We start from the raw sequence: 26,365 nt of genomic DNA on the forward strand, positions 1-26,365 counted from the left end.
TTTGTTTTTCTAAGTCATTTTTTTTTATGTTATTTGCAGACCAATTTAGAGAGGTGTCCGAGTGGTTGAAGGAGCTAGCCTGGAAAGCTAGTATATGGGTAACTGTATCGAGGGTTCGAATCCCTTCCTCTCTGCAAAAAAACAAGCAATGTATTTTGCTTAAATTTTATTAAAAGCTAAAAAAAACCGGCAAGTTTATAACTTGCCGGTTTTCTTTTTTTGCACCAGTACCTTATATCTTAGATTTCCTTAAGGTTGTCCTTGTAAGTACGGCCTATGGGCAACTCCTTGCCGTCTCTGAGCTGTACCATACGTGAATTGAATGATACGATGTGGTTTTTCAAAATCAGGTATGACTTATGTATTCTAATAAATCCCAGAGGACGGTGCATTTCTTCAAACTTTGCCATACGTTCCAGGACCATGTATTTTTTATAGCGGGATACAATTTTGAGGTATTCTCCAAAACCTTCTATCCAAAAAATATCATCCAGTTTTACTTTGTTTACAATGTTGTCTGATTTAAACATAATGTAATCTTCAACAATGTCTTTAGATTTTATAAAGCGGTGGTATTCTTTGGCTTTTGTGATGGCCTTTTCAAAACGCTCAAAACTTATAGGTTTTATAAGATAATCTACAACATCAAGTTCAAATGCTTTGGCGGCATGTTGCTCTTCGGCAGTTATAAAAATACAGAGCGGCTTGTTGTGTGTGTTTTGTAGTAATTCTATCCCGTTGATGCCGGGCATATTAATATCCAGTATCAGCAGGTCAACTTCATTGTGCTGCAAAAAATCCATGGCTTCCTTTGGGTTGCTGTAGGTAGCCAGCAACTTTATGTCATCCGTTTTGGCACAATACTTTTTTATCAGTTCCAGCGCAAGGTATTCATCATCTACGCCTACAACCTGCAATTGGTTCATAACTTTATTTTGAGAGTAGAAAAGTACGTCTTATTTGATAATTCATCAAACAATTCATAATTTTCTGTGTATTCCATTGCTAATATTTTTTTCAATGCAACCAGTCCCATTCCGTTATATCCTTTGTTATTACTAATTTGAGCGTGTTCTGGTACAGAGTTTTCTATTCTGAACAACAAGTTATCGTCTTCCTTATCAAACCTCACAGAAATATAGGCATCCATGTCTGTTCCAATGTCTGAATGCTTGAGTGCATTCTCAAAAAGAGTAAAATATATAGAAGGAGGAATCTCTACCTGTTCCTGCACTTCACTATCATTTAGTTCAAATACTATATGGAGTGTATTGTTGTATTTGAGCTGATATAAGCCAGCAAGTGCTTTCATCATTTCAAACTCTTTGTGTATGGCAATAGTTTTTTTGTCGGTTTCATATATGACATATTGTAGCAACTGACTTAGCTGTAGTATTGCTTCGGTTGTATTAGCATGCTGGCTGTAACTGCCCGCATAGATATTATTAAGAGTATTGAGTAAAAAGTGCGGATTTATCTTTGACTTCATAAGGTTGAGGTCGGTCTCATTTTTTTTTACCTCAAGGTCGAGATAGTCATATTCTATTAAAAACTTATGTTTTGATATTCCTAAAAAGGAAGCTACTAAAATCACGATACTTTGCGAGCTGTATACGCTTATCAAAAAAAGCGTTTGGTCTTGTGCTACACCGCTCCCTTTTGAAAATTCAGGTTCAGCGAGTAGTCTTAGTAATGTTGTTGATATAAATAATATCAGTGCATACAACAGGTATTCAGGATACTTATTGGTTTGATAATAGGCAGGAACTAAATAGGCATAACAAACGATATACAAGGCAGTATTGATCGTCATAATAAATAATATCCTATACAGCGCAAAAGGCATGTCGGTAAGATAAAACATTGAAATTATCAGAAAGGAGGTATATATAACAAAAAATAAAACATGTTGAAACCTGATAAGGTTTGTCCATTGTTTTCTCATGAGGCTGCCTATAATCTTTTGTTCAAACAGTAATCTAAAAGCTACAAGGAGGATAATGATGTTTATTAGTAAAACCATACTTTTTTGTGTTAAAAATTATTCACCCGTTAAAATTATATCATTTAAAATACAAATATCATTATTTTATAATAGGCACTTTGCGTTGTTTGTTTATTAAATGAGTCGTTCGTTGAAAATTAATTTTTTGAAAAAATCAATCCTATACTTTTACCTCACACAAATAAATTAACAATTTATCAGAATGTATAGAAAATATATATCAATCATGTTTTTTTTAATGCTTTTTTCTACGAAAGCATCAGCACAACAAGATAATCTTAACATGTGGCTGCAATATACAATGTCGGCAAAACTGAGCGAAAAGTACAGCTTTACAGCCCTTTCTCAATATCGCGCATACGATTTGGTAAAAGATTCACGTCTTTTTTTAGTTTCTACCTATCTTGAAAGAAAGCTAGACAACGACCTGTATCCGGCTGTGGGTTTCATGTTTTTGGTGCTACAACCGTACACAAGTTTTACCGATAAAAAGATACGTTATGAAAACAGGCCGTTTCAACAGTTAACGATTAAAAGTAAACTTGGGCGTACTACATTATTACATCGTTATCGTGTCGAAGAACGTTTTTTAACCAATCCTGATGATTTTGTTTTGAGGCTGCGTTATCTCATATCGTTAAAAATCCCATTGGGTAAAGAAAAGGGAAATAACCTCTTGTATGGCATTCTAAAAAATGAAATCAGGATGAATGTGGTAAAGGAGGAGCAATTTGACAGCAACCGGATTACAGCTGGATTGGGTATCAATCTTGGTAAACAATCAGCAATAGAACTTTCATTTGTCAATCAGGTAAGCCCTGATGATACAAGCAATTATGTGTTGGCGGGGTTTAGAAACTCATTTGACTGGTCGGCTAAAACAGAAAATAATTAAACTTAAAAATATAGAGTCATGCTTACAATCTTAGGATTTTCAATGATCATTGTATTTATGTACCTGATCATGACAAAACGCTTGTTTCCGTTAACGGCGCTAATACTTATCCCTATTCTTTTTGCTATTTTAGGTGGTTTTACTGCCGATCTTGGTTCAATAATCATGGAAGGTGTAAAGAATATTGCTCCCACCGGAATCATGCTTATTTTTGGGATACTCTTCTTTAGTATAATGATTGATGCGGGATTATTTGACCCTTTGGTAAACCTAATATTAAAGTTTGTAAAAGGCGACCCTTTAAAAATAGCCGTAGGTACTGCCTTGCTTACCATATTGGTTTCGCTTGATGGTGATGGTGCTACTACATATATGATAGTTGTAGCCGCAATGTTGCCATTATATAAAAAACTGGGTATGAATCCACTTGTTCTCGCGTGCATTATAATGCTTGGTGGCGGGGTAATGAATATACTGCCTTGGGGCGGGCCTACAGCACGTGCGATGACGACTCTAAAAATGGATGCATCAGAATTGTTTATGCCTATGATACCGGTCATGGTTGGCGGTATACTATGGGTACTATTTGCAGCATTCTGGCTTGGGCTTCGCGAAAAAAGAAGGATTGCACGCGAAGGCGACATGAACAAGCACCTTATAAATGAGGAAGAAGTTGTTATAGAGCGTGAACTCAGAAGACCTGGTCTGATATGGTTTAACCTTCTGCTTACAATACTACTGTTGGCCTCAATGATGTTTGATGTGTTGCCATTGGCCGTTTCCTTTATGATAGCATTCTGCATCGGGCTTATTATTAATTATCCAAAAGTGGAGCAACAGCAAAAAGTAATGAGGCTGCATGCGGGCAATGCTCTTTCTGTAGCATCGATGATATTTGCGGCAGGTATTTTTACAGGCATACTTTCTGGTACTGGAATGATGGATGCTATGGCAGCTTCTATGATATCAGTGGTACCAGATACTTGGGGGAGTGCTTTTCCTGTACTAACAGCTGTAAGCAGTGCACCGCTAACATTTTTTTTAAGCAACGATGCTTATTATTTTGGCATACTGCCATTAATTACAGAAACGGGATTACACTTGGGCGCTACAAAGTTAGAAATAGGAGCGGCATCGCTTATTGGTCAGGGCGTTCATCTGTTAAGTCCGCTTGTACCCTCAACCTATCTTTTAGTAGGTTTGGCAGGTGTTGAGTTTTCTGACCACGTAAAGTTTACTATAAAATGGGCTTTGGGTTCATCACTTGCTATGCTTATTGCGGCCTTGCTTATCGGGTTAATAACTTTTTAAAATTACCTTTACGGAGCAATTTAATGAGTAAGGTTTAAAAAATGGATACCACACAACAACATCCGGAAAGTACTGGAATACCGCAAAAGTATTTGAAAAATTTAGCAGCTTATGTTACCATAGCGTTGCTGTTGGGAATTGCTGTGGGCCACTATTATCCTGAACAGGGTATTCAGCTGGATTTTTTAGGCAGTGGATTTTTATACCTTATTGAACCGCTTATACAGCCCATAATATTTTTAACGATAATTATAGGTGTAAGTAGTATTGATAATCTTAAAAAAGTGAGTCGTGTCGGGTTCAAGGCGCTCGTTTATTTTGAAATAATAACTACTCTTGCCATGATAATGGGTATAATGGCAGCATTATTTATAGAACCGGGCAAGATAGAAAAAAGCTTTATCGATGCGGCCTTACCCAAACATTTTACAGCTACCGAATCACTTAATGACGGCTGGTTTAACTTTATAATACTTAACCGACCGCTGGTACTGGTTCTGTTGGCAGTTATAACAGGTGTTTTGCTTAGCCTCTCCCCGGGCCGGGCAAAGTATGTAACCACGCTGCAAAAAATTATGACCTTTTTGTATAAGATACTGATGTACCTGTTTTTGCTTATACCGGTTGCTGCTTTTGGCGGAATGGCTTACGCAGTATCGCGATTTGGTATACACAGTCTGTTGCCTTTAGGCAAATTACTAGCGACTACTTATATAACAATGGCTCTCTTTGTATTTGTAGTACTGGGACTTTTGCTGCGTTATTACAATATAAGTCTCTGGAAGTTTCTGAATTATATTAAAGAAGAACTGCTTATTGTTTTTAGTACATCATCATCCAGAACAGCGTTTCCTTTAATTGTTGCAAAGCTTGAAAAAGCGGGGTGTAGTAAAGCTGTAGTGGGTCTTTCAATACCGTTGGGCTATTCTTTTAACCTTGCGGGTGCGTCTATATTTTTGCCAGTATGTACATTGTTTGTTGCTCAGTTGTTTGACATCCCACTTACGCTTCACGATATCATAACTATAGGGCTGGTTATCATGGTTACATCAAAAGTAGCATCGGGAATACCTGGTTCTGGTTTTATAGCGCTTACCATAACGTTTACAACACTTAATAAATTTCCTTTAGAAGGATTGGCACTGCTTTTCAGTATTGATAAGTTCATGAACGAAGCCCGTACCATAACTAATTTTATAGGCAATGGTGTAGCGGTTATAATCATTTCTAAATATGAAAAAGACTTTGAGCCAAACCCCGAAATAGATCTTTCCATATCAAAATAAATAAACAAGCCATTAAGGCATCATTCTTTAAAATAATACAAAATGACTGAATTACTTACGACTATTAATAGCCTTTGGCAAGATGTTATTGCACATCCCGGTACATCACTGGCAATTATTGGAAACCTTATTCTTATCGAGAGCTTGCTCTCTGTTGATAATGCAGCTGTACTGGCTACAATGGTAATGGATTTGCCCGAAAATCAGCGTGATCGTGCGCTTAAGTATGGTATCTGGGGGGCTTATTTCTTTAGGGGGGTTGCCATGATATTTGCTTCGGCACTTATTGCCATTTGGTGGCTTAAACCTATTGGTGGGCTTTACCTGCTCTATCTGGTGTATTCATGGTACAAAGACAAGCAAAAAGAAGGAGGCGAAGAAGAAAAAGTAAATAAGGAAGGTAATTGGTTATACCGTGTAACAGTAGGCTCAATAGGCCATTTTTGGGCTACTGTTTGCCTTGTGGAGCTTATGGATATGGCCTTTTCGATTGATAATGTATTTGCAGCTGTAGCCTTTACGCCAAATATCATATTAGTATGCATTGGTGTATTTATAGGTATTTTGGCGATGCGTTTTATAGCACAGTGGTTTGTGGGACTTATGCAAAAATACAATTTTCTGGAAACCGCAGCTTTTGTAGTAATTGCCATTTTAGGGATTAAACTGGCGTTATCTTTATATGAACATTTTTATCCCGAAACAGCATTCAGTAAATTCTTAGCAAGCCATGCCGCAGATATAGGAATCTCGGTCCTTACCGCTGCCGTATTTTTTGTACCGATACTAACAAGTACCTTCTTTAATTATCCAATGAAAACCAAACCAGTTGCCAATAAATAAATTTTAGCGCTAAGCATAAGCTTAGAATAGTTGAAGGATTTAACTTGGAAAGCTAGTATAAGGGTAACTGTATCGAGGGTTCGAATCTCGTGCTCTCTGAAATAAAAGGGGCTGTCTCAATATGACAGCCCCTTTTGAATTTGATAAAGTTTTGATTCTCTTTTTTGTTGGATTTTAGATATTCTAGAAACTGACTTCTTTTAATTTTGAATGTGTCATTTGCGTATTAGAAAAACCAACTCAAATTTTATTGTAGACGAATTCTGTAAGTACTTTTATTTTTTGAATTTTTCAATTCGTTTAGAATAGATGTTATTGCCAAAAATAATCGCAGCCATTAAAAATGGAACAAAATGTGAAATTTGCCAAAAAAGACCAATTCCAGTTTTTAAGCCTTCGTCTAATGTTTCAAATATGCCTATACCAATAAAGAATAAGCAAATAACAAATAAGACAAATTGAATTTTATAATTTATTTTAATCATGATTTTGAACTTATGTCTCGTTTTGAAATAGTGATACAAAAAAGGATCGTGTATGTATTAAGAATTTATTTCTCTTTTAACAATTTCTCCAAATACTCATTTTTATCCTTTTCAGACTTTAATAAACGTTCGTATAGCTTTTCTTGTGTGATCTACTGGATGGCTTTATCTGGAAATCTAAAAAGTAAACTAAAGCTTAATCTCAAACAAACTAAAAGAACCTTCTTTATAATGCTCCGGTAATTCGCTTGTCCATTCGATGGTGCTGATACCCTTGTATTCGAAACCACAGCTGGTGTAATAGTTGTTTATCCTTTCGTTTCCGCTGTGGGTGTCAAGACGAATATATTGTTTGTTGTTTTCTTTAGCGTATTCTTTGGTCCAGGCAATGATTTTTTTGACATATGATTGTCCTCTGAATTTTGGATTCGTTGCAATACGATGAAGATAAACTGCAGGATCGGTACTGGCTTCTTTCCAGATAATCAAATCATTAAAAGTAAGAACAAATGTACAGGCGACTTCATTTCTTTCTTTGATGATGAAATGACGATTCTCGGCAATTTCTTTTTCTATAAGAGTCCTTTCAAAACCTCTCCAGCTTTTGTTGTTGACTGTTTTTTGATAAGATGTAGCGGCATTGTAAAGATCGAAAACGGCATCGATATCTTCATTTGTAGTTTTAAAAAATTCCATTCTTAGGTTGTATGCTGTAGATTAATGAATGCTTCAAAGATAAATCTTTAAGGAGCGTAAAGTCCCATGAAACATCAGTTTTAACTTTTTTTATTAGCGTCCAGCCATACCACATTTTGTTCGGATTGATGCTCCTGACCAATAATATCCCGATACAATTCTGGTCTTCTTGCTTTTATGTAACGATTGCCACCAGCCTGAGTACATTTTTCAGAAGTTAGTATCGCGGTTGTAAAAGAGTCATCAAAAGAGCGGCATTCGGCCAGAATATCTCCAAAAGGATCAATAATCATCGAACAGCCATTTTTCAGCTGATCGTCGTCCATGCCAATTGGGTTTGAGAATACGGCATAAATGGCATTGTCGTAAGCTCTCGCAGGTAACCATTTCATTAACCAGTCTCTGCCTTTCATTCCGTCAAATTCTAGTCGTAGAGAAGTAGGATCGGCTTCACGGTTTTCCCACAGTTGCGGAGAAACAAAACCAGCACCCGGTCGGGTAGAAGGAGTACACATCGTAACATGCGGCATGAAAATGATTTTTGCCCCTAAAAGAGTTGTGGCGCGAACATTTTCGACAATATTGTTGTCGTAACAAATTAAGATTCCACATTTCCAGCCTTTAATCTCAAAAATGCAATAACGATCTCCCGGAGTAAGGTACGGATTTATAAACGGATGTAATTTTCGGTATTTGGCTACTAAACCGTTTTGGTCTACACATACATAAGCTTTGAATAAATTATCATCCTCGTCTTTTTCAAAAAGTCCGGCCAAAATTACGATGTTATTGTTTCGGGCAATTTCAGTCAATTTTAAGATGCTTTCTCCACTCGGAATTAATTCTGCTAAGTCTAACATTTGTTCTTTAGACAAATGTCGCGCAAAGGTATAGCCGGTTACAGAGCACTCGTGAAACGAAATAACATCACAACCCTGGCTTGCTGCCTGTTGAGAAAGTTTTTCAATTACAGCTAAATTATAGGTTTTGTCACCGCTTTTATTCTCAAACTGCGCGGTGGCTATTTTTAGATTTTTCATAAGGCATACTATTGATTTGAGACAAAAGTAGCCCTAGTCTTATTTTAGAAATTGTACAAAACCGACATTTTACAGAACAATAGGAGGAGCGGTTCTGAGAAGATTATTGGTTAGCTTTCCGGTATTGTGCAGGTATTCTTTTGGAGTTATTCCTGTATGTTTTCTGAATTCTTTTATCAGATGAGATTGGTCCGAAAATCCGGCATTGTAGCAAATACTTGTGAGATTGGTATCGGCAGTTTTATCTTTTAATAATTTTAAAAAATGATGCAGTTTTATAATGTTTCCAAATTTCTTCGGATTTAATCCGATAGATTCCTGAAACTTCCTTTCCAGATGCCTTTCGGTATAACCGGTATATTTAGCCAGCTGTTTTACATTAAAACTCCCTTTATGAGCGTTAATAAAACGAATCGAACTTTCTACGATTAATTGGTCAGAAACTTTTTTATTAGAAATATGGGTGCTAAAAAAATGATTTAGAAGTTCAACTTTCTTTGCTATCGTATAGTCGTCGGATAATTTCTCCTGAAGAATCAAACCGTTTTTGTCAAAAATGTCGTCAATAGAAACAATAGAATCCAGAAACTCATGAGCCGGAATTCCTAGCAGTTGGTGGATTCCGTTTGGCTGAAAAACAACAATAACTAAAGTGATTGCACTGTTCGAATAAATGTCTTTAAATCCGCTAAGCTGTCCGTAGAGAAAAGAATCAGGTAAATGATTTTTTATCTTGGAATCATTAAAATCAGAACTGAGTTTACCTTTTAAGGAAAATACGATACCGGTATTACCATCAGAAAACAAACGAAGTTTTTGTACAGCCATTTCATTATGATCTAAAAAGAGATAATGTTTAATATAAGGCGATAATTCTTCTGATGGCGAAATCTGCATGGTTTAAACAGTTGATTGAGTGCAATCAATTAGAGTCAATTTTAGGAGATCATTTTTGATTGGTAAGAAAATAACTTTTGATAAAATTAAGGATATTTTTTCAATTACAGTTTTCCGGACTCTTTGTAGATATTCTTTTCCATAGTGATGCATTATGTGGTGAATACTCCGCCTTAGTTATTTTTTTGCAGAAGAGCTCAAAATAATTAATCTTCTAAAGCGACTCTTATCTTAGGTAAAATACGCTCTGCATATAAAGTATAAGCTTTGGCTGAAGGATGTAAGCCATCTGTGGCCACCAAATCAGGATTGTCAAGACCTTGACGAGAAATATCGGTTATCGAAACAAAAACAATATTGTTGAGTTTACAGTAGTTTTCGGCAAAGGAATTGTATTGATTGATTTCGCTTGAAATTCTCTCGCCTTCTCCTTCCATTTGTACTTTACCGAAACGAGTATAGGCATAATCAGGAATGGAGATAACAACTACCCTTTTTTTATTCCCTTTTGCTAAAACAATTGCTTTGTTTACGAGTTCTGGAAATTCTTTCTCATAGATCGAAAAGCTTTTTCCCTGATACTGATTGTTAACTCCAATAAGAAGGGTAACGATATCGTATACAGGATCGGGATTTTGGGTATTTATTGCCGAAATTAGATTAGTCGTCGTCCATCCGGTAGTTGCAATGATTTTTAAAGAAAAGCTGGTTTGCGGATAAATTGCCTTTAAACTTGATTTTAGCTGTTCAGGAAATCCGCAGGTTTCGCAGACACTTTGCCCAACGGTATAGCTGTCTCCTAAAGCCAAATATTTTATGGAACCGGTAAGTGGAGTAATTGGAGCGGCAGGAATTTCTGAAGCTGTTTCGTCAGAACTACAGCTTAAGAGGAATATAGAAAGGATAACAATAACTATTTGTTTGAATTGTTTCATAACTTAGATAAATTAAGTTTCGGCTCATTTTAAACAAATAGTTACGTTAAATAACTTGTTTTGGTTTTTAGACCATCTCCGTTTTCATTAGAATTTCTTCTTCAATAGCGTTCCAAAGTCCGATACGTTTTTCTAATGCCAGAATCGAAATTTCTTCCACTTCTTTCCATTTTTGGGCGTCATCTTCACATAAATCAGAAATCATTTGCATGGCCATTGGTCCATGTTCATCAGCATCCAATTCTATATGTCTTTCAAAATAGTATAAAAGCTTACTTAAATCTATTTCAGGAAGATTTTTCTGAAAGTTCTTTAGGATTGCCGTAAACATACTTGGAATTAAATCTTCTCTTCCAAAAGTAAACGCGGCTGCAATTTGATGCGGTTTCCCTTCTTCAATCACTCTAAAAGTAAAATCTAAGAAAGCTTTTGTATTAGGATGTAAGGAGCTTTGTTTTATGGCAACAAAAATATTATGCAATGAATTTACTTCAGCTAAAAAGGTATTGATTCCGCTTGTATCGGCACCACAATCTTCCATTGCTTCAAGATACATTTCATAATGACTTTGTCTTTTTCCATCAATACTTAAATCTGTTTCTTCTGCCAGAACAATTTCGTTGATTAAGTATCTTGTTTCCGGATTTTTTGTAGCAAACCAAGGGGTAGAAGTACAGGTAAGTTTCGATTGTAATGCTTTTAATAATGACATAAAATCCCAAACGGCAAAAACATGAGTTTCTAAAAAACGATGTAAATCATCAATGCTTTGGATTTTATTGTATAATGAATGTTGTAATAGTTGATCTTTTTGGGGTTGAATGCTATTGTTTATAGTTTCAATATTCATTTTCGTATTTTTTCTGCAAATATAAAAAGCTTCCCGTTAAGAAGAAGCTTTTTGTATTGGTTTTGTATATATTTTAATAGTTGTTTATTATTTAAATGCTGGAATTCCAGTTACATCCATACCTGTTATTAAGAGATGAATGTCGTGAGTTCCTTCATAAGTAATAACACTTTCAAGATTCATCATGTGACGCATAATCGAGTATTCTCCCGTAATACCCATTCCGCCCAACATTTGTCTTGCTTCACGTGCAATATGTATTGCCATATCGACATTATTACGTTTGGCCATAGATATTTGCGCAGTGGTAGCTTTTCCTTCGTTACGTAAAACACCTAAACGCCAGGTTAATAATTGTGCTTTTGTGATCTCGGTAATCATTTCGGCTAATTTTTTCTGTTGTAATTGCGTTCCTCCAATTGGTTTTCCAAATTGAATTCTTTCTTTGGCATAACGCAAAGCGGTATCGTAACAATCCATTGCTGCTCCAATTGCTCCCCAGGCGATTCCGTATCGTGCTGAATCTAAGCATCCAAGAGGTGCGCCAAGACCAGATTTGTTAGGTAATAGATTCTCTTTAGGAACCTTTACATTGTCAAAGATTAATTCTCCGGTTGAAGAGGCACGAAGTGACCATTTATTATGTGTTTCAGGAGTTGTAAAACCTTCCATTCCGCGTTCAACGATAAGACCGTGAATCCTTCCTTCTTCATTCTTTGCCCAAACTACCGCTATATCTGCGAAAGGAGCGTTTGAAATCCACATTTTAGCACCATTTAAAAGATAGTGATCTCCCATATCTTTAAAATTAGTGATCATACTTCCGGGGTCAGAACCGTGATCTGGTTCAGTTAAACCAAAGCATCCCATGAATTCTCCTGTAGCCAGTTTTGGTAAGTATTTCATTCGTTGCTCTTCGTTTCCATACTTCCAAATAGGATACATTACTAACGAAGACTGTACAGATGAAGTAGATCGAACACCTGAATCTCCACGTTCTATTTCCTGCATAATCAAACCATAAGAAATCTGATCCAGACCCGCACCTCCATATTCTACCGGAATATAAGGTCCGAAACCGCCAATTTCTCCGAGTCCTTTTATAATTTGTGTTGGAAATTCTGCTTTTTGAGCATATTCTTCTATAATAGGAGAAACTTCTCTCTTGACCCAGGCTCGTGCTGATTCTCGAACTAATTTGTGTTCGTCTGTCAATAAGTCATCTAGGTTATAATAATCTGGGGCTTGAAATAGGTCTGGTTTCATTTTTGATAGTTTTATAATACAAATCTACGCAATAAAAATATAACAAAATACTGTTAAATTGTTATATTTTTATAAATACTAGAGAAGAAAAATAGTATAAACACGAATTAATTTTAGTTTATTGAAAATTTATAAGCTATTTTTGAGATTCCAAAAACAAAATGAATGAGGCTGATCATCTCTTTTATACTCTTTTTTGTTCTAAATATTGCTGTTTCTCAAGAGAAAAGGGTTTTTACAGAACAAGAGTACTTAATCTTGCAAGACAAAATTCGACTAACGGCAAATGCCAATGTTGACAGTGCGATCGTATACGCCAATCAGCTGGCGAGATCCAATAATAATAAGCATTTGGCTTTTGCAAATGCAGCATTGTCTTATTTGAGTCAGTTAAAAGGAAATACGGCAAAATCTAAAGAGAAATATCAGTTAGCATTAAAATTCTTAGATAAAATACCGGATGGTCAGGAAAAAATACAGCTTAGGTCTTATTTGTATAATTATGCCGGACTATCAGAATGGAAAAGAGAGAACTATAGCGACGCAATCGAAAATTATCAGCAAGGCATAAAGCTTTCTATAAAAATTGATGATATTATTCAAATTGTAAAATTTAAGAGTAATATCGCGTCTATAAATGTTGCTGTAGGTAATTATCGTTTGGCGATTAAGGATTTGAGGAGTCTTAATGAATTTGTTGATAAGAATCAAAGTGTTTATAACAAGCAGCAATATCTAAATAATAAGAGTAACATTAATCTTAGCTTAGCAGGATCATATGAAAGCTTTTATATGAAAGATCCTAAAAAGAAGGTTTTACTTGATTCTGCCAAATATTTTTATCAAAAAACGATTAGTTATTCTCAGAACTTCCCCGATAATAAAATTGTAGCAAAATTAAGTTTAGGGAACATTTATAATGAACTAAAAGAGTACAAAGATGCTGAGAAAACCTATTATGATATAATTTATCTGGCCAATCAAAACAGTATGCTCGATATTTTATGTACCACTAATTATAACTTGGGTGACTTATATTATAATATTAAGAAGTATGATAAAGCACTGGTATTTTTTAAAAAATCAGACTCGATTGGCGATATAACTAAAACGAATCAGGTTGACAATTTGAAGTCCAATTACTATCAGGCAAAAATTTACAACATACGTAAAGAGCCTGAACTGGCTTATAAGCATTCAAAAATTTACCTGGATAATTATGAAAAATCGGAATCAAAATTAAATGATGAGGTTTTAGAGGTAAATTATAAACTTGGAGTAGGAGATCTGACCAACGAGATGATTACCATTCAGGAGAAATATAAGTATGATGTTTTTCTAAACAAAGCGCTGAAAGTATTTTATGTTGTTTTGTTTATAGGGATTGTCTTTTTGCTGATAAAGAACATACGGGATAAGAATAAAGCGCATAAAAAAATGAATGCTTTAATAGAAGAATTCAAAGCTAACTTAGAGAAGAAAAATGAACCGGAACCAGAACGGGAGACTGTTCTTGACTCTGAAGAAGTACAACTTAAGAAAGAGAATGTCAATTTAAGTATTGATGAGGCAAAAGAGAACAAAATTGTAGAAAAATTGTTGGCCTTAGAAAGTAAACAGGAATATTTACATGCCGATTTTACTTTACCTTATGTGGCTAAGAAGATAAAAACCAATACCACTTATTTATCTTATGTTGTAAACAAACGATTTGGTAAATCTTTTGGAGAATACTCAAATGAGTTGAAAATTAATTACGTCATTAATGAAATGATTACGAATCATATGTACCGCAAATATTCAACTCAGGCAATTGCAGAAAGTGTAGGCTTTAAAAATGCAGTGTCTTTTGCTAAATCATTTCGCAAAAGAACTGGAGTGTCTCCAGCTCAGTTTGCGAATAATATCTAGAAAACAAGTTGATCAAGGATTCTCAGCGTTACTTCCTTTACCATTTCCTCTGATGGTGTCACCGTCACCTCCACAAATTGTTTGTTGCTCTTTTTTTGATAATTTTTCGTTTCCAAAATTTTCTAATTCCATTTTTTTAGTTTTCATTTTTTAAATATTTATTGGTTGTGTAGATCCTTTTCCATTTCCTCTGATTGTGTCGCCATCGCCTCCTTGAATAGTTTTTTGTTCTTTTTCTGAAAGTGCAGTGCTCGTAAAATCGTCTAAATTTAATTTTTTGTTTTTCATTTTTACCGGATTCTTAAAGGTTAATTAGATCCTTTACCATTTCCTCTAATTGTATCACCAGCAATACCAGTAATTATGTCTTCGGAAATATTAGGTTCATCCCCTCCTTGAACAGTTTTCTGTTCTTTTTTTGAAAGTGTATTACTTTTGAAATCTTCGATATTTAATTTTTTAATTTCCATTTTCATGAGATTTTTAGTGATTAATTAGATCCTTTACCATTTCCTCTGATTGTGTCTCCGGGAATACCAGCAATTATTTCACCGGGAATATTAGGTTCATCCCCTCCATGAACAGTTTTCTGTTCTTTTTTTGAAAGTATATTGTTTTTGAAATCTTCGATATTTAATTTTTTAGTTTCCATTTTTATGAGATTTTTAATGATTAATTAGATCCTTTACCATTTCCTCTGATTGTGTCACCAGGAGTACAAGATTCGTCTCCTCCTCCTCTAACAGTTTTTTGTTCTTTTTTCGAAAGAGTGTTATTTGTAAAATCTTCGATATTTAATTTTTTATTTGCCATTTTGTTAGATTTAATTTATTAATTAGACCCTTTTCCATTCCCTCTAATTGTGTCACTAAGAACATTAGATTCATCTCCTCCCTGAATAGTTTTTTGCTCTTTATTGGATAGTTTTTCTAATTGAAAATCTTCGAATTTTTGTGCTTGATTTGTCATGATTGTTTGTATTAGGATTATTGATATATCAAAACTAGACAAAAAGGAAAACGCTTAATCGAGAATGGGGTTTTTTGGGTTTTTGACAAAGTATTTTTTACTTAACGTCTTGATAATAAAGGATTTGGTTGTTTTATTCAGACTGATATAATTTATAAATTGTATGTAGTATAATTAATAAAATGTGTACTACTAGCGTTTTTTTCTCAATAAAAACAACAATATTTGCAGTGTAATTATGATTTTAAAGACTCGAAAAGATGTTAAAACTTGTCCAAAAATTTCTACAAATAAACAAGTACTCGGAGATTAAAAATGAGTTTAAAGATTTGTTTCTTTCTCATCCAAATTATCCTAGTTTATTTGCGATAACAGATTCTCTGGATTTACTGTCTGTAGAGAATGCTGCGATAAGAGTTCCGAAAGAGCAAATAGTAGATTTGCCTTCAAATTTTTTGGCTTATTTCAAAGAAGAGTTAATATTGGTTGAAAAGGCAAAAAATTTTGTTCGTATCAATACAGTGAAAAAAGGAAGTCATAAAATGGCGTATGAAAAGTTTTTATTAGACTGGAATGGAGTTATCGTTGCAATCGAACCAAACAATGTTGTTGCAAAAGAAAATTTAAAAGTTGAATTCAGTTGGTTGAAATATGGTTTGCCGCTTTTATTGCTAGTTGGATTGTCATTTTTTTATAATACTTACAGTTTATTTAGTGTTGTTTTTTTAGTGACATCAATTTTAGGGTTTATTGTAAGTGTTTTTATTGTTCAGGAAAAATTAGGATTCAAGAATAGTGTTGTCTCGAAACTTTGCAATTTGAGTTCAAACTCTTCCTGTAGTTCTGTTCTCAATAACAAGGAAGGAAATGAAAGTAAATGGATTAGCTTTCCAGACCTGCCATTAATGTTCTTTGGAGCCAGCTTGATTGCAATTTTGGTTAAACCAGTAGAGTCATCAATTTTTGTTGGTTTTTTAAGCTTACTGGCCATACCGGTTATAGTATCCTCGATTTGGATTCAAAAATTTGAGATTCAAAGATGGTGTGTAATGTGTTTAATGGTGTCTTCTTTGATTTTTGTACAAAGTGTTATATGGTTTGCTTCAGATCTGTTTACGTTGAGTTTTAGTTTTGCTGAAATCTTTCCATTCGTGTTCTCACTGGTACTTTTAGTTCCTATTTGGATGGTTTTGAAAACAATTATAACTAATGTTTTGGGAACTGAAAATTCGCTTAAGGAGATGAAGAAGTTTAAAAGAAATTATTCTTTATTGAATTTCTTGTCTAAAAAAGTACCTCACATAAATGGACTCGACGACTTAAGAGGATTGAATTTTGGAAATAGAAATGCGGCCGTTAGATTATCAGTAATTATTAGTCCTAGTTGTGCACATTGTCATAAAACATTTCAGGAAGCATTTGATTTAGTGTTGAGGTTTCCGGATAAAATATATCTGAATGTATTGTTCAACGTGAACCCGGAAAATATCGAAAATCCATATAAAGCGGTTGTCGAAAGACTTTTAACAATAAACAGATCTACACCGGGAAAAACAGTTGAAGCTATCTCAGACTGGCATATTAAAAATATGAGTCTTAAAAAATGGTTGAAAAAATGGCATGTCGATTCCGTAAGTATGATGATAAGCCAGGAAATAAACAAACAATATGAATGGTGTTCTAAAAATGATTTTAATTATACACCTGTTAAGATTGTGAACGATAAAGTTTTTCCGGCAGAATATGAACTGGGTGAACTAAAATATTTTCTGAACGATTATATTGAAGAGAAAGAAACGATTGTTTTGGAAAAAACGGCGTGATATTTAAAAAATAGTGACAACAGACAGAAACTTCAGCTGTCTTAAAATGACTGAGGTGCGAATTCAAAAACAAAAACCTTTAGTTATGTTAAAAATTATTTTAAACTTAGAAGGTGCTCAAAAGCTAAGTGCTTACGAGCAAAAAGGTATGGTGGGAGGCCAACCGATTAATTCGCCAAAGAAATGTTGTGTTTGCCCGGGTAAAGGCTCCACAACTCTTGTAGCGTGTGATTCGATTTGTTCAAATGGTACAATACCGGCAGTACTTCCGGATTGTTTGTAGTTCTTACTTCGTTGAAGAGCGTTTGGTAATAAGGAGATAGAAACAAACTCCGGTTTATAGAATGCCTGAAATTGTAGTAAAGAAGAATAAAAAATGACGTAAGTCACTTTTGATATTAATTTTTAGCGTTTTAATAGAAGTACGAAATAGCCTTTTTTAGAATTTAGTCATGTTTTTTTTAATTTGTAGGCGCTCGATCGTGGAACATTGAGCAAATTTCCCCACATTGATGATTGGTGTAGGGATTCTTAGGAAATTGGTCACTGAGTTGATTTTAATTGGTTAGGGTTAACCAGTGCCATGTCCTAAAGAAATTGTATTTCTAATAAATATGTTTTTAAATACTCTAACAGAGAAGATTAATTTCTTCTCTGTTTTTTTTTGGTTGACCATAGTACGTTCAGTTTATTTTCTGTTTCAGTATTTTAAATGTATTCCTATAATCAACGGAGGGAGTAAAAAATAGAGATCTGATTAACTGAAATGTAGAATTGATAGTTATATTGATGTAGATTAAAAAAAAATGGAAAAGAAAAGCTTTTAATGATTTAATTGGTTTAATATTGATAAAGGATGGTTGTTCGAAAAAAAAGTGAAGGAGAAAGTAACAAAACAGATCATTTTTTTATGATGCAACCGGAGCAAATGTTGTTACACTCCTATTTGTAAATTGAGAAGATAGATTGGGAGGAGTAGTTTTAGATCTGGTACGAATGATTTTACTAATCTCATCTTTTAAAGCGGATTGAGTTTTTTTAACTATAAATCAAAAGGAAAAACAATTAATTACGAATTTTTGGTGTATAAATATTATATTTTTGTAAGAGGAAGAATGACAAGGTTATTTGTGCATAAAATGATTAACTCTAAATTAAATTGAAAAAATTCACCAATTATAAGCAGGCCGATTATAAAGATTGTGGCCCAACATGTTTAAAAATAATAGCGAAACATTACGGTAAAACGATCAACATCCAGGAGTTGAGAGACATCAGCGAAACAACTCGTGAAGGAAGTAACTTGCTTTTTTTGAGTGATGCGGCAGAGAAAATTGGTTTTAGAACTTTAGGTGTAAAATTAAATCTGGAAAGATTAGAAGAGGCTCCATTGCCTTGTGTTCTGCACTGGAACAAAAATCACTATGTAGTACTCTATAAAATTAAAAAAAATACTTACTATATTTCCGATCCTGCTTTTGGCTTGATTGAATACAATAAAGAGGATTTTATTAAATTTTGGATCGGAAACAATGCAAATGAATCTACTCAGGAAGGAATAGCATTATTGATTGAAGCGACTCCTAAATTTTTTCAGTCGGATTTTGATAAAGAAGACAATCGCGGACTCGGATTTGGTTTGTTGTCACAATACGTGCTTCGGTACAAATCATTTTTAATACAGCTTAGTATAGGGTTGCTGGCAAGTACGCTACTGCAGCTTATTTTTCCGTTTTTAACCCAAAGTATTGTTGATGTTGGGATTCAAAATCAGAACATTCACTTTATTTATCTGATTCTTTTTGCGCAACTATTTCTCTTTGCCGGAAGAACAGGTTTGGAGCTTATCCGAAGCTGGATATTACTACATCTTTCGACCCGGATAAACATTTCGCTAATCTCTGATTTCTTTATAAAATTAATGAATCTGCCCATCTCGTTTTTCGACGTTCGAATGACAGGGGATATTATGCAACGAATTAACGATCATCACAGGATTGAAAAAATTCTAACCACATCGTCACTAAATGTCTTGTTTTCAACAATAAATATGTTTGTTATGGGAGGCGTTTTGGCTTACTTTAACCTGAAGATCTTTTTTGTGTTTTTTGCAGGCAGCGTGCTTTATTTTGGATGGATTACTTTATTCTTAAAAAGAAGGGAAGTGCTGGATTACAAACGTTTTGCCGAAGTTTCCAGTGAGCAAAGTAAAGTGATGGAGCTTATTAATGGAATGCAGGAAATTAAGCTTCATAATGCCGAGAAACAAAAGCGCTGGGGATGGGAATATATACAGGCGAGACTTTTTAGAGTTTCGATAAAAGGCTTGGTTCTGGAGCAAACACAAACTATAGGTTCTTCGGTAATCAACGAGCTAAAAAACATATTCATTATATTTCTTTCCGCAAAATTGGTAATCGATGGGTCGATCACACTGGGAATGATGTTGGCTATTAGCTCGATAGTGGGAAGTTTAAATGGACCAATTACCCAATTGATCGAATTCGTCAGAGAACTTCAGGATGCCAAAATATCATTGGCCAGATTATCTGAAATTCATGAGAAAGAAGACGAAACGCAGCAAGAAGTCTATCAGACGAGTGATGTTCCTTTTGATTCAGATATTGATATTAATAACCTTTCCTATCGATATTTAGGTTCTGATATACCAGTTCTGGAGGATTTAACGCTGAAAATTCCCGCTAACAAAGTAACGGCAATAGTAGGAGTGAGCGGAAGCGGAAAAACGACATTGATGAAGCTGCTGTTGAAATTCTATGAGCCTGAAAAAGGTGAGGTGAACATCGGAAATGCACAATTGAAAAATATCTCACAAAAGGCCTGGCGATCTAATATTGGTGCCGTCATGCAAGAAGGCTTTATTTTTAGTGACACCATCGCTAATAACATCGCAATTGGCGTTGATAAAGTTGATAAAGAACGATTGGTTTATGCCGCTGATGTAGCCAACATAAAAGAATACATTACGGGCTTACCGCTAGGATACAATACAAAAATTGGAGGTGAAGGATTAGGAATGAGTGCCGGACAAAAACAACGTTTGTTAATTGCCAGGGCGGTTTATAAAAATCCGGAAATACTGTTTTTTGACGAAGCCACTTCGGCATTAGATGCAAACAATGAAAAAGAAATAATGCAAAAACTGGATATTTTCTTTAAGGACAAAACCGTTGTGGTTATTGCGCATCGTTTAAGTACTGTTATGAATGCTGATCAAATCGTAGTTTTAGACAAAGGAAAAATTATCGAAATTGGCAGTCATTCTGTTTTGGTAGAGCAAAAAGGGAATTATTTTGAACTGGTTAAGAATCAATTGCAATTAGGAAATTAAATCATGGCAGAAGATACTACATTTGAACTAAGAAGTGAAGAAGTTCAGGACATCCTTACTAAGGTGCCACATTGGATGATTCGTTGGGGCACAGTGCTTATATTCGTTATCATTTCTATGCTTTTTTTCGTGTCCTGGTTTGTCAAATATCCTGATGTTGTTACTACCCAGATTGTAATTACAACCAATATCCCTCCGGAGAAAATAGTTTCTAAATCTTCGGGCCGTATTGAGGCGATTCTGGTAAAAGACAAATCTATTGTTTCAAAAAACAGCACACTTGCTATCATTGAAAATACGGCCAATTATAAAGATGTGTTTTTACTGGAAAAAATTGTTGAAGACTATAATGTCAATGATCCTAAAAAAGCCTTTCCTTTTGAATTGTTAAAAAACACTCAGTTGGGAGAGATTGAAAGTGCTTTTGCTGTTTTTCAGAAAGACTATCAGGCAGAACAGCTAAATAAAAATTTACAGCCTTTTGAAGTCGAAAACCGGGCGCAGGTATCTGAAAAAGTTCAGATCAAAGACAGATTGGAAATTTTGCAGGAGCAAAAGGTAATTAACGAAAGCGAACTACAGCTTCAGAAAAATGAAATTGCAAGATTCGAAACCTTATTCAATAAAGGAATCATCTCTGCACAGGAAATGGAGGCTAAAAAACTGGGATATCTCCAGGCGCAAAAAAATTATAGAACCCTTTTGTCTTCCATTTCTCAGTTAAAATCGGCTTTAATTACCAATACTAAATTGAGTCAAAACTCACAAATCAGCGGTACTAAAGAAGAAGTTACTTTAGGGAGGAATATGGCGCAGTCTTTTTATCAGCTTAAAAAAGTAATAAAAGACTGGGAGCTGGCCTATGCTTTAAAATCATCTGTAAGCGGAGTGGTTACTTTTCTACAGGTATGGACAGAGAACCAAACCATCAGTGTTGGTGATAATGTTTTTTCGATTATTCCCGATACTAAAAATGGTTTTGTAGGTAAGGTGAAGGCACCGGCATTAAATTCGGGAAAAATAAAAGTAGGACAGATGGTGAACATTCGATTAGCAAATTTTCCAGACAGGGAGTTTGGAGTGTTAAAAGGAAGGATTCGAAATATTTCTCTGGTTCCGGATAAAGATGGAAATTTACTATTGGACGTAGCACTTCTAAACGGATTGGAAACGTCCTATAAGAAACAAATTGTTTTTCAGCAGGAAATGAAAGGAACTGCCGAAATTGTAACCGAAGATCTGCGTTTAATAGAGAGGATTCTATATCAGTTTAAAAGTATTTTTGAGCAGGTTTAAGTTGTAACGATTAGTGAAAAATAATGCAGTTAAAAATAATGATTAAACAAACAGTTGTGATAGTGTTTCTATTGTTGCAAACGGTCTTGTATGCGCAAAAAGCGAAAAATTTATATGATTCGTTTAGTATTTCTGGAACGGTTAAAGATTCAAAATCAGATGCGATGATAGTAAATGCAGATCTTTATCTTCTTAATTGCAACAAAAGTGTGGTTTCAAACTCAGAAGGAAATTTTCAATTTAATATTTCTAAAGGAAGTTTTAATGACAGATTGATTATTTCGGCTTTAGGATATCTTTCAGATACAATCATGGTTTCTCAACTTGAAAAGTTGCAAAGCGAACAACTGCATATAAAATTAGACAGAGAAGCAAATGCTCAGGTTTCATTGAATGAGACGGTCGTTGTTTCTTCTAAAAAGAAATCCAAAACCTTATCTGCAGCGACAATTTTACAAAAGGCAAGAGCAAATATTGAAAATAATTATTATCAAAAACCATTTAATCAGAAATTCTTTTTTAGGTCTCAGACCAATAAAGATGGCATTGCTGTAATAAATGAAGAGGCGTCAATTAATACCTACAGCCCAAATGGAGTGAAAGTTTCAGATGATGCAGCAGCTAATTATTTTGGGGAAATATTGCAGTTTAGAAAAAAACTGAACACAGAAACCATTGAAAACTGGAAAGGAATAGGGTATTTTGGAGTTGTAATTTTTAGAAACATAATGCTGAGCAATCAGAATTTGCTTTACGAAACAAAAGATTTCGAATTAAAGAAAGAAGGAACAACAACTTATGGCGGTAAAAATGTCTATGTAATAAGTTTTACAAATCTGAATCCGACAGTTTTTTCTACCGGTTTTGGAAACCCTGCTCCAAAATCTGCTATTGGTTTTATTTACATCGAAACCGATTCTTTTGCAATTGTAAAATTTGAGCAGTATGTAGTTTTAAAGAGAGACAGATCGAATGATAGTGACGATATTTGGATAGAGTCTTCATTGAAGATCACGCAAACCTATAAAAATGTCAATGGACGCTATTTTATTAACTATTGTAATGAAAAAGTGGAAAGCAATTATTATTCATTAGTGGCTAAAAAACAAATAAGTACTGTAAATTCTAATTATGACTTAATGTCTGAAGATATTATTACAGAAAATGTATCGGTTATAAAACGTCCTATTGATCGTTTGAAATTAGATGTAAAAGTTAATGAAGATGTGGAATATTGGAAGAATAATAATTTGATTCTCGAGAGTAAAAAATTGGAGTTTTGAATAATTACATCTTCAGGTAAAAATCTTTAGTTAGTTCAATGTATTCCGGAGTATAGACATGTCTTTCGATTTCGATTGTTAATTCATTTGTCTCTGTTTCCGGGATTTCATTTCGGCTAAAAGCAATTAGGCTTCTTTTGATTTCTGATGTTGGAGTGCCTTTTACCCTTGTGATTTTGATAGGATATAATTCTGATTCTTTGGCTAAGGCAATGAAATTTTCTTCCTCTTTATGGGGAAGAATTACCGCAAAAATTCCGTTTTCTGAAAGCAATAAATCTGCGGCTTCTATTAATTCTTCAAAAGGCATTGCGTCCTGAAAACGTGCCAGATCGCGCTGTTCATTTTCAGTTTTGTAATTTTCGGAATAAAATGGAGGATTTGAAACAATCAAATCGTATTCGTCTTCCGGTTCTTCAATAAATTCATCTAATCCGGCATGAAAACAAAATAAACGGTCTCCCCACGGCGAGTTTTCGAAATTATCAACAGCCTGTTCGTAGGCATCTTCATCAATTTCAAGTGCGTCGATCTGCTCTGCAGGAGTGCGTTGTGCCAACATTAAAGCAATAACTCCGGTTCCGGCTCCAATGTCTAAAATGCTAAACGGATTATGATTTATTGGTGCCCAAGCGCCCAGTAAAACACCATCTGTACCCACTTTCATAGCGGTTTTGTCTTGTAGAACTGAAAATTGTTTGAATTGAAACATCTTGATTTGTGATTGAAGATTAACGATTTTTAATTTCAGATTGGGTAATAAGGATGACAAGACTTTTAATTGTAGATCGAAGTAGATTTGAAATCTAAAATAGTCTAAAAATCTAAGTTAGTTTAACAATCTAATCAAAGGTACATTTCTACCAATCCTTCGGGTAAATTCATAATGACCTTTTTGTTATCACGGTCTATTTTTACAAGGAATTGATCGATCATCGGAATTAACATTTCGACTTCGCCATTCAAAACTTCAAAAAGAGGTTGTGCTGTCGTGTCATTTACGGCAGCGATTTTTCCAAAAACGCCTAAACGTTGGTCTTCGATTTCAAAACCGATTACTTCGTGGAAATAAAACTTGTTGCCGGAAAGTTTTGGCAACATACTTAAAGGAAGATAGATTGCATTACCAAGCAGGGCATCTGCATCTTCTTCTGTGTTTACGTCTTCAAAACGAATTCTTAAGAAATCGTTTTTGTGCAAAGAACTTGTTTCAATAAAAAAAGGAACCAAGTGTTTGTTGCATTCAACAAACACTGATTCCAGATTTTCGTATAACTCAGGTTCGTCCGTGTCTAAATAAGCCAGAACTTCACCTTTGAAACTAAATTTTTTAGCGATTTTACCTAAATAAAAACATTCTTCTTTACGCATTCTCGCTGGCTAAAATTATGCTTCAGTTGTTTCGTTATTCTCTTCAGCAGCAGGAGCTTCTTCAGCTGTAGCATCAGCTTCAACTTCAGTAACTTCTTCTTCAACTGCAGGAGTTGCAGCAGCGATAGCATCAGCTTCAGCTTGAGCTGCAGCAGCTAAACGTTTAGCGTTAACTTCTTGTTCTGCTTTTAAAGCTTTAGCTTTAACATCAGCTTGCGCTTTTGTTAAACCGTCTTTTTTAGCATCAACTTTTCCAGATTTAGCTTCTAACCAAGCAGCTAATTTAGCGTCAGCTTGCTCTTGAGTTAAAGCTCCTTTACGAATACCTCCATCAAGGTGGTGTTTCAATAAAGCACCTTTGTAAGAAAGAATTGCTCTAGCAGTATCAGTTGGTTGTGCACCATTGTGTAACCATTTAACTGCGCTATCAAGGTTTAAGTCGATAGTTGCCGGGTTTGTGTTTGGATTGTAAGTACCGATTTTCTCTAAGTATTTACCATCTCTTTTTGAGCGTGCATCTGCAGCTACAACCCAGTAAAAAGGTTTTCCTTTTTTACCGTGTCTTTGTAATCTAATTTTTACTGACATAATCGTATGATTAAATTTTGAGGTACTCGACCCCTATTAATTAAGGGCGCAAAGATATAATTTTTTTATGAATTATACGTTCGAAATCATATTAAATACATCTCGGGTGTATTTCTAGAGCTTTTTTGCCCTTTTTGACTTCATTTTTTAAATAATTATCTTAAATGAGGTACTTTTGCCTCAAATTCACTGTGATATGAAAAAAATAGTTTCTTTAGTATTGCTGCTTTTTATCGTTTCCTCCTGTTCAGAAGACGTAAAATTTAATAATCCTGCTTTTCAAAGCCTAAAAGAGAATGTATTTTGGCGTGCGACGACTTATAAAGCGACTAGTGGTGCGAATGGTAGTTTTGTTATTGAAGGTGATCTCGGATTTGAAAAAGTAGTTTTAAAAGTATCGGGTTCAACAGCACAAACTTACATTTTGGGGCGTGATAATAGTACGACCGCAACTTACTTAAATATGCAAGATTCGAAATCATCTCGGTTTTCTACAGGAACAAATAAAGGAGATGGGCAAATTGTGATTACTGAATTTAACGCAGAGAACAGAACTATTTCAGGAACTTTTAAGTTTAATGCATGGAATGAGGATGAAAAGGATACCGAAAAACCAAAAGTTAGTTTTACAGAAGGTGTTTTTTACAAAATTCCAATTTCGACAACATTTGAGAATTAGAATTTTAATTTGTGACAGTTTGGTTTTGTTGATTTCTATTTTTTTAAATCAAAATAAAAGCATAAATAAACTAATATATAGTAGATTACAGAAAAATAAGACTACATTTGCTACATTATTATAAATAAGTACATATGAACATTTTTGTTGGAAGCCTTCCATTCAGTATTGAGGAAGCAGATTTAAGAGAGTCTTTCGAGGCTTACGGAGCAGTAGATTCAGTTAAAATCATTACTGATAAATTTACAGGAAGAAGCAAAGGTTTTGGTTTTGTTGAGATGCCAAACGATGCTGAAGCTCAAAAAGCAATTGATGAATTGAACGGAGCTACTGTTCAAGGTCGTGCAATTGTAGTTAATAAATCTGAGCCGAAACCTGAAGGTGAGAGAAGAAGCTTCAATAACAACCGTGGAGGTGATTCTCGCGGAGGTTACGGAAACAACCGTGGTGGAAATGACCGTGGTGGTAACAGAGGAGGATATTAATATTTTTTTCTAAATATATAAAAGGGATCAACTTGCGTTGATCCCTTTTTTTTGTTTCAAGTTTCAAAGTTTCAGTTCCAACAACCTGAAACTTTGAAA

Annotated in this window: 29 protein-coding genes, 1 tRNA gene and 2 pseudogenes; 13 read left to right on the forward strand and 19 right to left on the reverse strand. The window is 34.6% G+C overall.

What is annotated here, in order from left to right; genetic code table 11:
• Positions 1–47 precede the first annotated feature (47 nt).
• Positions 48–134: transfer RNA gene (locus tag OGZ34_RS05920), tRNA-Ser, on the forward strand.
• Between the two features lie 105 nt (positions 135–239).
• Here OGZ34_RS05920 and OGZ34_RS05925 read toward each other — a convergent pair.
• The gene (locus OGZ34_RS05925) at positions 240–926 is read right to left on the reverse strand and encodes a LytR/AlgR family response regulator transcription factor (protein ID WP_263362427.1); all 687 of its coding nucleotides are present in this window, start codon (positions 924–926) and stop codon (positions 240–242) included.
• Positions 923–2,023 carry a sensor histidine kinase gene (locus tag OGZ34_RS05930; protein WP_263362428.1) on the reverse strand — a complete coding sequence of 367 codons (1,101 nt, stop codon included), beginning with the start codon at positions 2,021–2,023 and terminating at the stop codon, positions 923–925. The genes OGZ34_RS05925 and OGZ34_RS05930 overlap by 4 nt, the downstream gene beginning before the upstream one ends.
• A gap of 184 nt (positions 2,024–2,207) precedes the next feature.
• On the opposite strand from OGZ34_RS05930, the gene OGZ34_RS05935 reads away from it, so the two are divergent.
• From OGZ34_RS05935 to OGZ34_RS05950, 4 genes are read left to right on the forward strand one after another with little or no spacing between them, the layout of a single operon-like run.
• Positions 2,208–2,900 (forward strand): DUF2490 domain-containing protein, encoded by a 693-nt coding sequence (locus OGZ34_RS05935; RefSeq protein WP_263362429.1) that lies wholly within the window; start codon positions 2,208–2,210, stop codon positions 2,898–2,900.
• 18 nt (positions 2,901–2,918) lie between these two features.
• On the forward strand, positions 2,919–4,211 hold the full coding sequence (locus OGZ34_RS05940; protein WP_263362430.1) for a CitMHS family transporter: 1,293 nt from the start codon (positions 2,919–2,921) through the stop codon (positions 4,209–4,211).
• A gap of 41 nt (positions 4,212–4,252) precedes the next feature.
• Complete coding sequence (locus OGZ34_RS05945; protein ID WP_173965310.1) at positions 4,253–5,497, forward strand: cation:dicarboxylate symporter family transporter; 1,245 nt, start codon at positions 4,253–4,255, stop codon at positions 5,495–5,497.
• A gap of 42 nt (positions 5,498–5,539) precedes the next feature.
• Positions 5,540–6,340 carry a TerC family protein gene (locus OGZ34_RS05950; protein WP_263362431.1) on the forward strand — a complete coding sequence of 267 codons (801 nt, stop codon included), beginning with the start codon at positions 5,540–5,542 and terminating at the stop codon, positions 6,338–6,340.
• Between the two features lie 275 nt (positions 6,341–6,615).
• Here the strand turns inward: OGZ34_RS05950 and OGZ34_RS05955 are convergent, their stop codons facing one another.
• The 7 genes from OGZ34_RS05955 to OGZ34_RS05990 all read right to left on the reverse strand — a co-directional run bounded on the left by OGZ34_RS05955 (position 6,616) and on the right by OGZ34_RS05990 (position 12,509).
• Positions 6,616–6,825 (reverse strand): hypothetical protein, encoded by a 210-nt coding sequence (locus tag OGZ34_RS05955; RefSeq protein WP_263362432.1) that lies wholly within the window; start codon positions 6,823–6,825, stop codon positions 6,616–6,618.
• Between the two features lie 189 nt (positions 6,826–7,014).
• Positions 7,015–7,521: a GNAT family N-acetyltransferase gene (locus tag OGZ34_RS05965; RefSeq protein ID WP_263362433.1), complete on the reverse strand. Its 507-nt coding sequence runs from the start codon at positions 7,519–7,521 to the stop codon at positions 7,015–7,017.
• 80 nt (positions 7,522–7,601) lie between these two features.
• Positions 7,602–8,561, reverse strand: a complete 960-nt coding sequence (locus tag OGZ34_RS05970; protein ID WP_263362434.1) for a nitrilase family protein — start codon at positions 8,559–8,561, stop codon at positions 7,602–7,604.
• Positions 8,562–8,630: 69 nt separating this feature from the next.
• On the reverse strand, positions 8,631–9,458 hold the full coding sequence (locus OGZ34_RS05975) for an AraC family transcriptional regulator (RefSeq protein WP_263362435.1): 828 nt from the start codon (positions 9,456–9,458) through the stop codon (positions 8,631–8,633).
• 206 nt (positions 9,459–9,664) lie between these two features.
• Positions 9,665–10,393: an SGNH/GDSL hydrolase family protein gene (locus OGZ34_RS05980; protein WP_263362436.1), complete on the reverse strand. Its 729-nt coding sequence runs from the start codon at positions 10,391–10,393 to the stop codon at positions 9,665–9,667.
• Between the two features lie 67 nt (positions 10,394–10,460).
• The gene (locus tag OGZ34_RS05985; RefSeq protein WP_173965295.1) at positions 10,461–11,243 is read right to left on the reverse strand and encodes a DUF3050 domain-containing protein; all 783 of its coding nucleotides are present in this window, start codon (positions 11,241–11,243) and stop codon (positions 10,461–10,463) included.
• An 87-nt stretch (positions 11,244–11,330) separates the two neighbouring features.
• Positions 11,331–12,509 carry an acyl-CoA dehydrogenase family protein gene (locus tag OGZ34_RS05990; protein WP_173965294.1) on the reverse strand — a complete coding sequence of 393 codons (1,179 nt, stop codon included), beginning with the start codon at positions 12,507–12,509 and terminating at the stop codon, positions 11,331–11,333.
• Between the two features lie 990 nt (positions 12,510–13,499).
• Between OGZ34_RS05990 and OGZ34_RS22390 the strand changes: the two are divergent.
• Positions 13,500–13,589 (forward strand): annotated as a pseudogene (locus OGZ34_RS22390) (hypothetical protein); the annotation flags it as partial.
• 588 nt (positions 13,590–14,177) lie between these two features.
• Positions 14,178–14,420 (forward strand): annotated as a pseudogene (locus tag OGZ34_RS22395) (helix-turn-helix domain-containing protein); the annotation flags it as partial.
• Between the two features lie 12 nt (positions 14,421–14,432).
• Here the strand turns inward: OGZ34_RS22395 and OGZ34_RS06000 are convergent.
• The 6 genes from OGZ34_RS06000 to OGZ34_RS06025 are packed head-to-tail and all read right to left on the reverse strand — an operon-like array spanning position 14,433 to position 15,389.
• Positions 14,433–14,552: an rSAM-modified peptide gene (locus OGZ34_RS06000; protein WP_263362437.1), complete on the reverse strand. Its 120-nt coding sequence runs from the start codon at positions 14,550–14,552 to the stop codon at positions 14,433–14,435.
• Between the two features lie 18 nt (positions 14,553–14,570).
• Complete coding sequence (locus tag OGZ34_RS06005; protein WP_173965291.1) at positions 14,571–14,708, reverse strand: rSAM-modified peptide; 138 nt, start codon at positions 14,706–14,708, stop codon at positions 14,571–14,573.
• Between the two features lie 20 nt (positions 14,709–14,728).
• Complete coding sequence (locus OGZ34_RS06010) at positions 14,729–14,890, reverse strand: rSAM-modified peptide (RefSeq protein ID WP_263362438.1); 162 nt, start codon at positions 14,888–14,890, stop codon at positions 14,729–14,731.
• 20 nt (positions 14,891–14,910) lie between these two features.
• A complete protein-coding gene (locus tag OGZ34_RS06015) occupies positions 14,911–15,072 on the reverse strand; it encodes an rSAM-modified peptide (RefSeq protein ID WP_263362439.1) in 162 nt (53 codons plus the stop codon).
• 20 nt (positions 15,073–15,092) lie between these two features.
• Positions 15,093–15,233 (reverse strand): rSAM-modified peptide, encoded by a 141-nt coding sequence (locus OGZ34_RS06020; protein ID WP_173965289.1) that lies wholly within the window; start codon positions 15,231–15,233, stop codon positions 15,093–15,095.
• Between the two features lie 18 nt (positions 15,234–15,251).
• A complete protein-coding gene (locus tag OGZ34_RS06025; protein ID WP_173965288.1) occupies positions 15,252–15,389 on the reverse strand; it encodes an rSAM-modified peptide in 138 nt (45 codons plus the stop codon).
• 260 nt (positions 15,390–15,649) lie between these two features.
• On the opposite strand from OGZ34_RS06025, the gene OGZ34_RS06030 reads away from it, so the two are divergent.
• Positions 15,650–17,212, forward strand: coding sequence for a vitamin K epoxide reductase family protein (locus OGZ34_RS06030; protein WP_173965287.1), 1,563 nt, complete (start codon positions 15,650–15,652; stop codon positions 17,210–17,212).
• Between the two features lie 132 nt (positions 17,213–17,344).
• Here the strand turns inward: OGZ34_RS06030 and OGZ34_RS06035 are convergent, their stop codons facing one another.
• Positions 17,345–17,602 (reverse strand): hypothetical protein, encoded by a 258-nt coding sequence (locus tag OGZ34_RS06035; protein ID WP_263362440.1) that lies wholly within the window; start codon positions 17,600–17,602, stop codon positions 17,345–17,347.
• A gap of 769 nt (positions 17,603–18,371) precedes the next feature.
• On the opposite strand from OGZ34_RS06035, the gene OGZ34_RS06040 reads away from it, so the two are divergent.
• Genes OGZ34_RS06040 through OGZ34_RS06050 form a run of 3 tightly spaced genes read left to right on the forward strand, consistent with a single transcriptional unit; the run spans position 18,372 to position 23,143 of the window.
• Positions 18,372–20,564 carry a peptidase domain-containing ABC transporter gene (locus OGZ34_RS06040; protein WP_263362441.1) on the forward strand — a complete coding sequence of 731 codons (2,193 nt, stop codon included), beginning with the start codon at positions 18,372–18,374 and terminating at the stop codon, positions 20,562–20,564.
• Positions 20,565–20,567: 3 nt separating this feature from the next.
• Positions 20,568–21,860 (forward strand): HlyD family secretion protein, encoded by a 1,293-nt coding sequence (locus OGZ34_RS06045; protein WP_263362442.1) that lies wholly within the window; start codon positions 20,568–20,570, stop codon positions 21,858–21,860.
• Between the two features lie 38 nt (positions 21,861–21,898).
• On the forward strand, positions 21,899–23,143 hold the full coding sequence (locus tag OGZ34_RS06050; RefSeq protein ID WP_263362443.1) for a carboxypeptidase-like regulatory domain-containing protein: 1,245 nt from the start codon (positions 21,899–21,901) through the stop codon (positions 23,141–23,143).
• A 4-nt stretch (positions 23,144–23,147) separates the two neighbouring features.
• Here the strand turns inward: OGZ34_RS06050 and OGZ34_RS06055 are convergent, their stop codons facing one another.
• The 3 genes from OGZ34_RS06055 to OGZ34_RS06065 form a co-directional block, all read right to left on the reverse strand.
• Positions 23,148–23,855, reverse strand: coding sequence for a tRNA1(Val) (adenine(37)-N6)-methyltransferase (locus tag OGZ34_RS06055; RefSeq protein ID WP_173964862.1), 708 nt, complete (start codon positions 23,853–23,855; stop codon positions 23,148–23,150).
• Positions 23,856–23,989: 134 nt separating this feature from the next.
• Complete coding sequence (gene rimM / locus OGZ34_RS06060) at positions 23,990–24,514, reverse strand: ribosome maturation factor RimM (protein ID WP_263362445.1); 525 nt, start codon at positions 24,512–24,514, stop codon at positions 23,990–23,992.
• A 15-nt stretch (positions 24,515–24,529) separates the two neighbouring features.
• On the reverse strand, positions 24,530–25,102 hold the full coding sequence (locus tag OGZ34_RS06065; RefSeq protein WP_173964860.1) for a 30S ribosomal protein S16: 573 nt from the start codon (positions 25,100–25,102) through the stop codon (positions 24,530–24,532).
• 196 nt (positions 25,103–25,298) lie between these two features.
• Between OGZ34_RS06065 and OGZ34_RS06070 the strand changes: the two genes are divergently transcribed.
• Both OGZ34_RS06070 and OGZ34_RS06075 read left to right on the forward strand, forming a co-directional pair.
• Complete coding sequence (locus OGZ34_RS06070) at positions 25,299–25,781, forward strand: DUF6252 family protein (RefSeq protein WP_173964859.1); 483 nt, start codon at positions 25,299–25,301, stop codon at positions 25,779–25,781.
• A 134-nt stretch (positions 25,782–25,915) separates the two neighbouring features.
• Complete coding sequence (locus OGZ34_RS06075; RefSeq protein WP_068844832.1) at positions 25,916–26,266, forward strand: RNA recognition motif domain-containing protein; 351 nt, start codon at positions 25,916–25,918, stop codon at positions 26,264–26,266.
• The last annotated feature ends 99 nt before the right edge of the window (positions 26,267–26,365 follow it).

The organism is Flavobacterium collinsii (assembly GCF_946903285.1).
In the GTDB taxonomy this organism is placed as follows: domain Bacteria; phylum Bacteroidota; class Bacteroidia; order Flavobacteriales; family Flavobacteriaceae; genus Flavobacterium; species Flavobacterium collinsii.

Bases quoted from the DNA above. Each gene is read 5' to 3' on its own strand.
- OGZ34_RS05925 (WP_263362427.1), bottom strand. From the start codon at position 926: ATGAACCAATTGCAGGTTGTAGGCGTAGATGATGAATACCTTGCGCTG.
- OGZ34_RS05930 (WP_263362428.1), bottom strand. From the start codon at position 2,023: ATGGTTTTACTAATAAACATCATTATCCTCCTTGTAGCTTTTAGATTA.
- OGZ34_RS05935 (WP_263362429.1), top strand. From the start codon at position 2,208: ATGTATAGAAAATATATATCAATCATGTTTTTTTTAATGCTTTTTTCT.
- OGZ34_RS05940 (WP_263362430.1), top strand. From the start codon at position 2,919: ATGCTTACAATCTTAGGATTTTCAATGATCATTGTATTTATGTACCTG.
- OGZ34_RS05945 (WP_173965310.1), top strand. From the start codon at position 4,253: ATGGATACCACACAACAACATCCGGAAAGTACTGGAATACCGCAAAAG.
- OGZ34_RS05950 (WP_263362431.1), top strand. From the start codon at position 5,540: ATGACTGAATTACTTACGACTATTAATAGCCTTTGGCAAGATGTTATT.
- OGZ34_RS05955 (WP_263362432.1), bottom strand. From the start codon at position 6,825: ATGATTAAAATAAATTATAAAATTCAATTTGTCTTATTTGTTATTTGC.
- OGZ34_RS05965 (WP_263362433.1), bottom strand. From the start codon at position 7,521: ATGGAATTTTTTAAAACTACAAATGAAGATATCGATGCCGTTTTCGAT.
- OGZ34_RS05970 (WP_263362434.1), bottom strand. From the start codon at position 8,561: ATGAAAAATCTAAAAATAGCCACCGCGCAGTTTGAGAATAAAAGCGGT.
- OGZ34_RS05975 (WP_263362435.1), bottom strand. From the start codon at position 9,458: ATGCAGATTTCGCCATCAGAAGAATTATCGCCTTATATTAAACATTAT.
- OGZ34_RS05980 (WP_263362436.1), bottom strand. From the start codon at position 10,393: ATGAAACAATTCAAACAAATAGTTATTGTTATCCTTTCTATATTCCTC.
- OGZ34_RS05985 (WP_173965295.1), bottom strand. From the start codon at position 11,243: ATGAATATTGAAACTATAAACAATAGCATTCAACCCCAAAAAGATCAA.
- OGZ34_RS05990 (WP_173965294.1), bottom strand. From the start codon at position 12,509: ATGAAACCAGACCTATTTCAAGCCCCAGATTATTATAACCTAGATGAC.
- OGZ34_RS06000 (WP_263362437.1), bottom strand. From the start codon at position 14,552: ATGGAATTAGAAAATTTTGGAAACGAAAAATTATCAAAAAAAGAGCAA.
- OGZ34_RS06005 (WP_173965291.1), bottom strand. From the start codon at position 14,708: ATGAAAAACAAAAAATTAAATTTAGACGATTTTACGAGCACTGCACTT.
- OGZ34_RS06010 (WP_263362438.1), bottom strand. From the start codon at position 14,890: ATGGAAATTAAAAAATTAAATATCGAAGATTTCAAAAGTAATACACTT.
- OGZ34_RS06015 (WP_263362439.1), bottom strand. From the start codon at position 15,072: ATGGAAACTAAAAAATTAAATATCGAAGATTTCAAAAACAATATACTT.
- OGZ34_RS06020 (WP_173965289.1), bottom strand. From the start codon at position 15,233: ATGGCAAATAAAAAATTAAATATCGAAGATTTTACAAATAACACTCTT.
- OGZ34_RS06025 (WP_173965288.1), bottom strand. From the start codon at position 15,389: ATGACAAATCAAGCACAAAAATTCGAAGATTTTCAATTAGAAAAACTA.
- OGZ34_RS06030 (WP_173965287.1), top strand. From the start codon at position 15,650: ATGTTAAAACTTGTCCAAAAATTTCTACAAATAAACAAGTACTCGGAG.
- OGZ34_RS06045 (WP_263362442.1), top strand. From the start codon at position 20,568: ATGGCAGAAGATACTACATTTGAACTAAGAAGTGAAGAAGTTCAGGAC.
- OGZ34_RS06050 (WP_263362443.1), top strand. From the start codon at position 21,899: ATGATTAAACAAACAGTTGTGATAGTGTTTCTATTGTTGCAAACGGTC.
- OGZ34_RS06055 (WP_173964862.1), bottom strand. From the start codon at position 23,855: ATGTTTCAATTCAAACAATTTTCAGTTCTACAAGACAAAACCGCTATG.
- rimM (WP_263362445.1), bottom strand. From the start codon at position 24,514: ATGCGTAAAGAAGAATGTTTTTATTTAGGTAAAATCGCTAAAAAATTT.
- OGZ34_RS06065 (WP_173964860.1), bottom strand. From the start codon at position 25,102: ATGTCAGTAAAAATTAGATTACAAAGACACGGTAAAAAAGGAAAACCT.
- OGZ34_RS06070 (WP_173964859.1), top strand. From the start codon at position 25,299: ATGAAAAAAATAGTTTCTTTAGTATTGCTGCTTTTTATCGTTTCCTCC.
- OGZ34_RS06075 (WP_068844832.1), top strand. From the start codon at position 25,916: ATGAACATTTTTGTTGGAAGCCTTCCATTCAGTATTGAGGAAGCAGAT.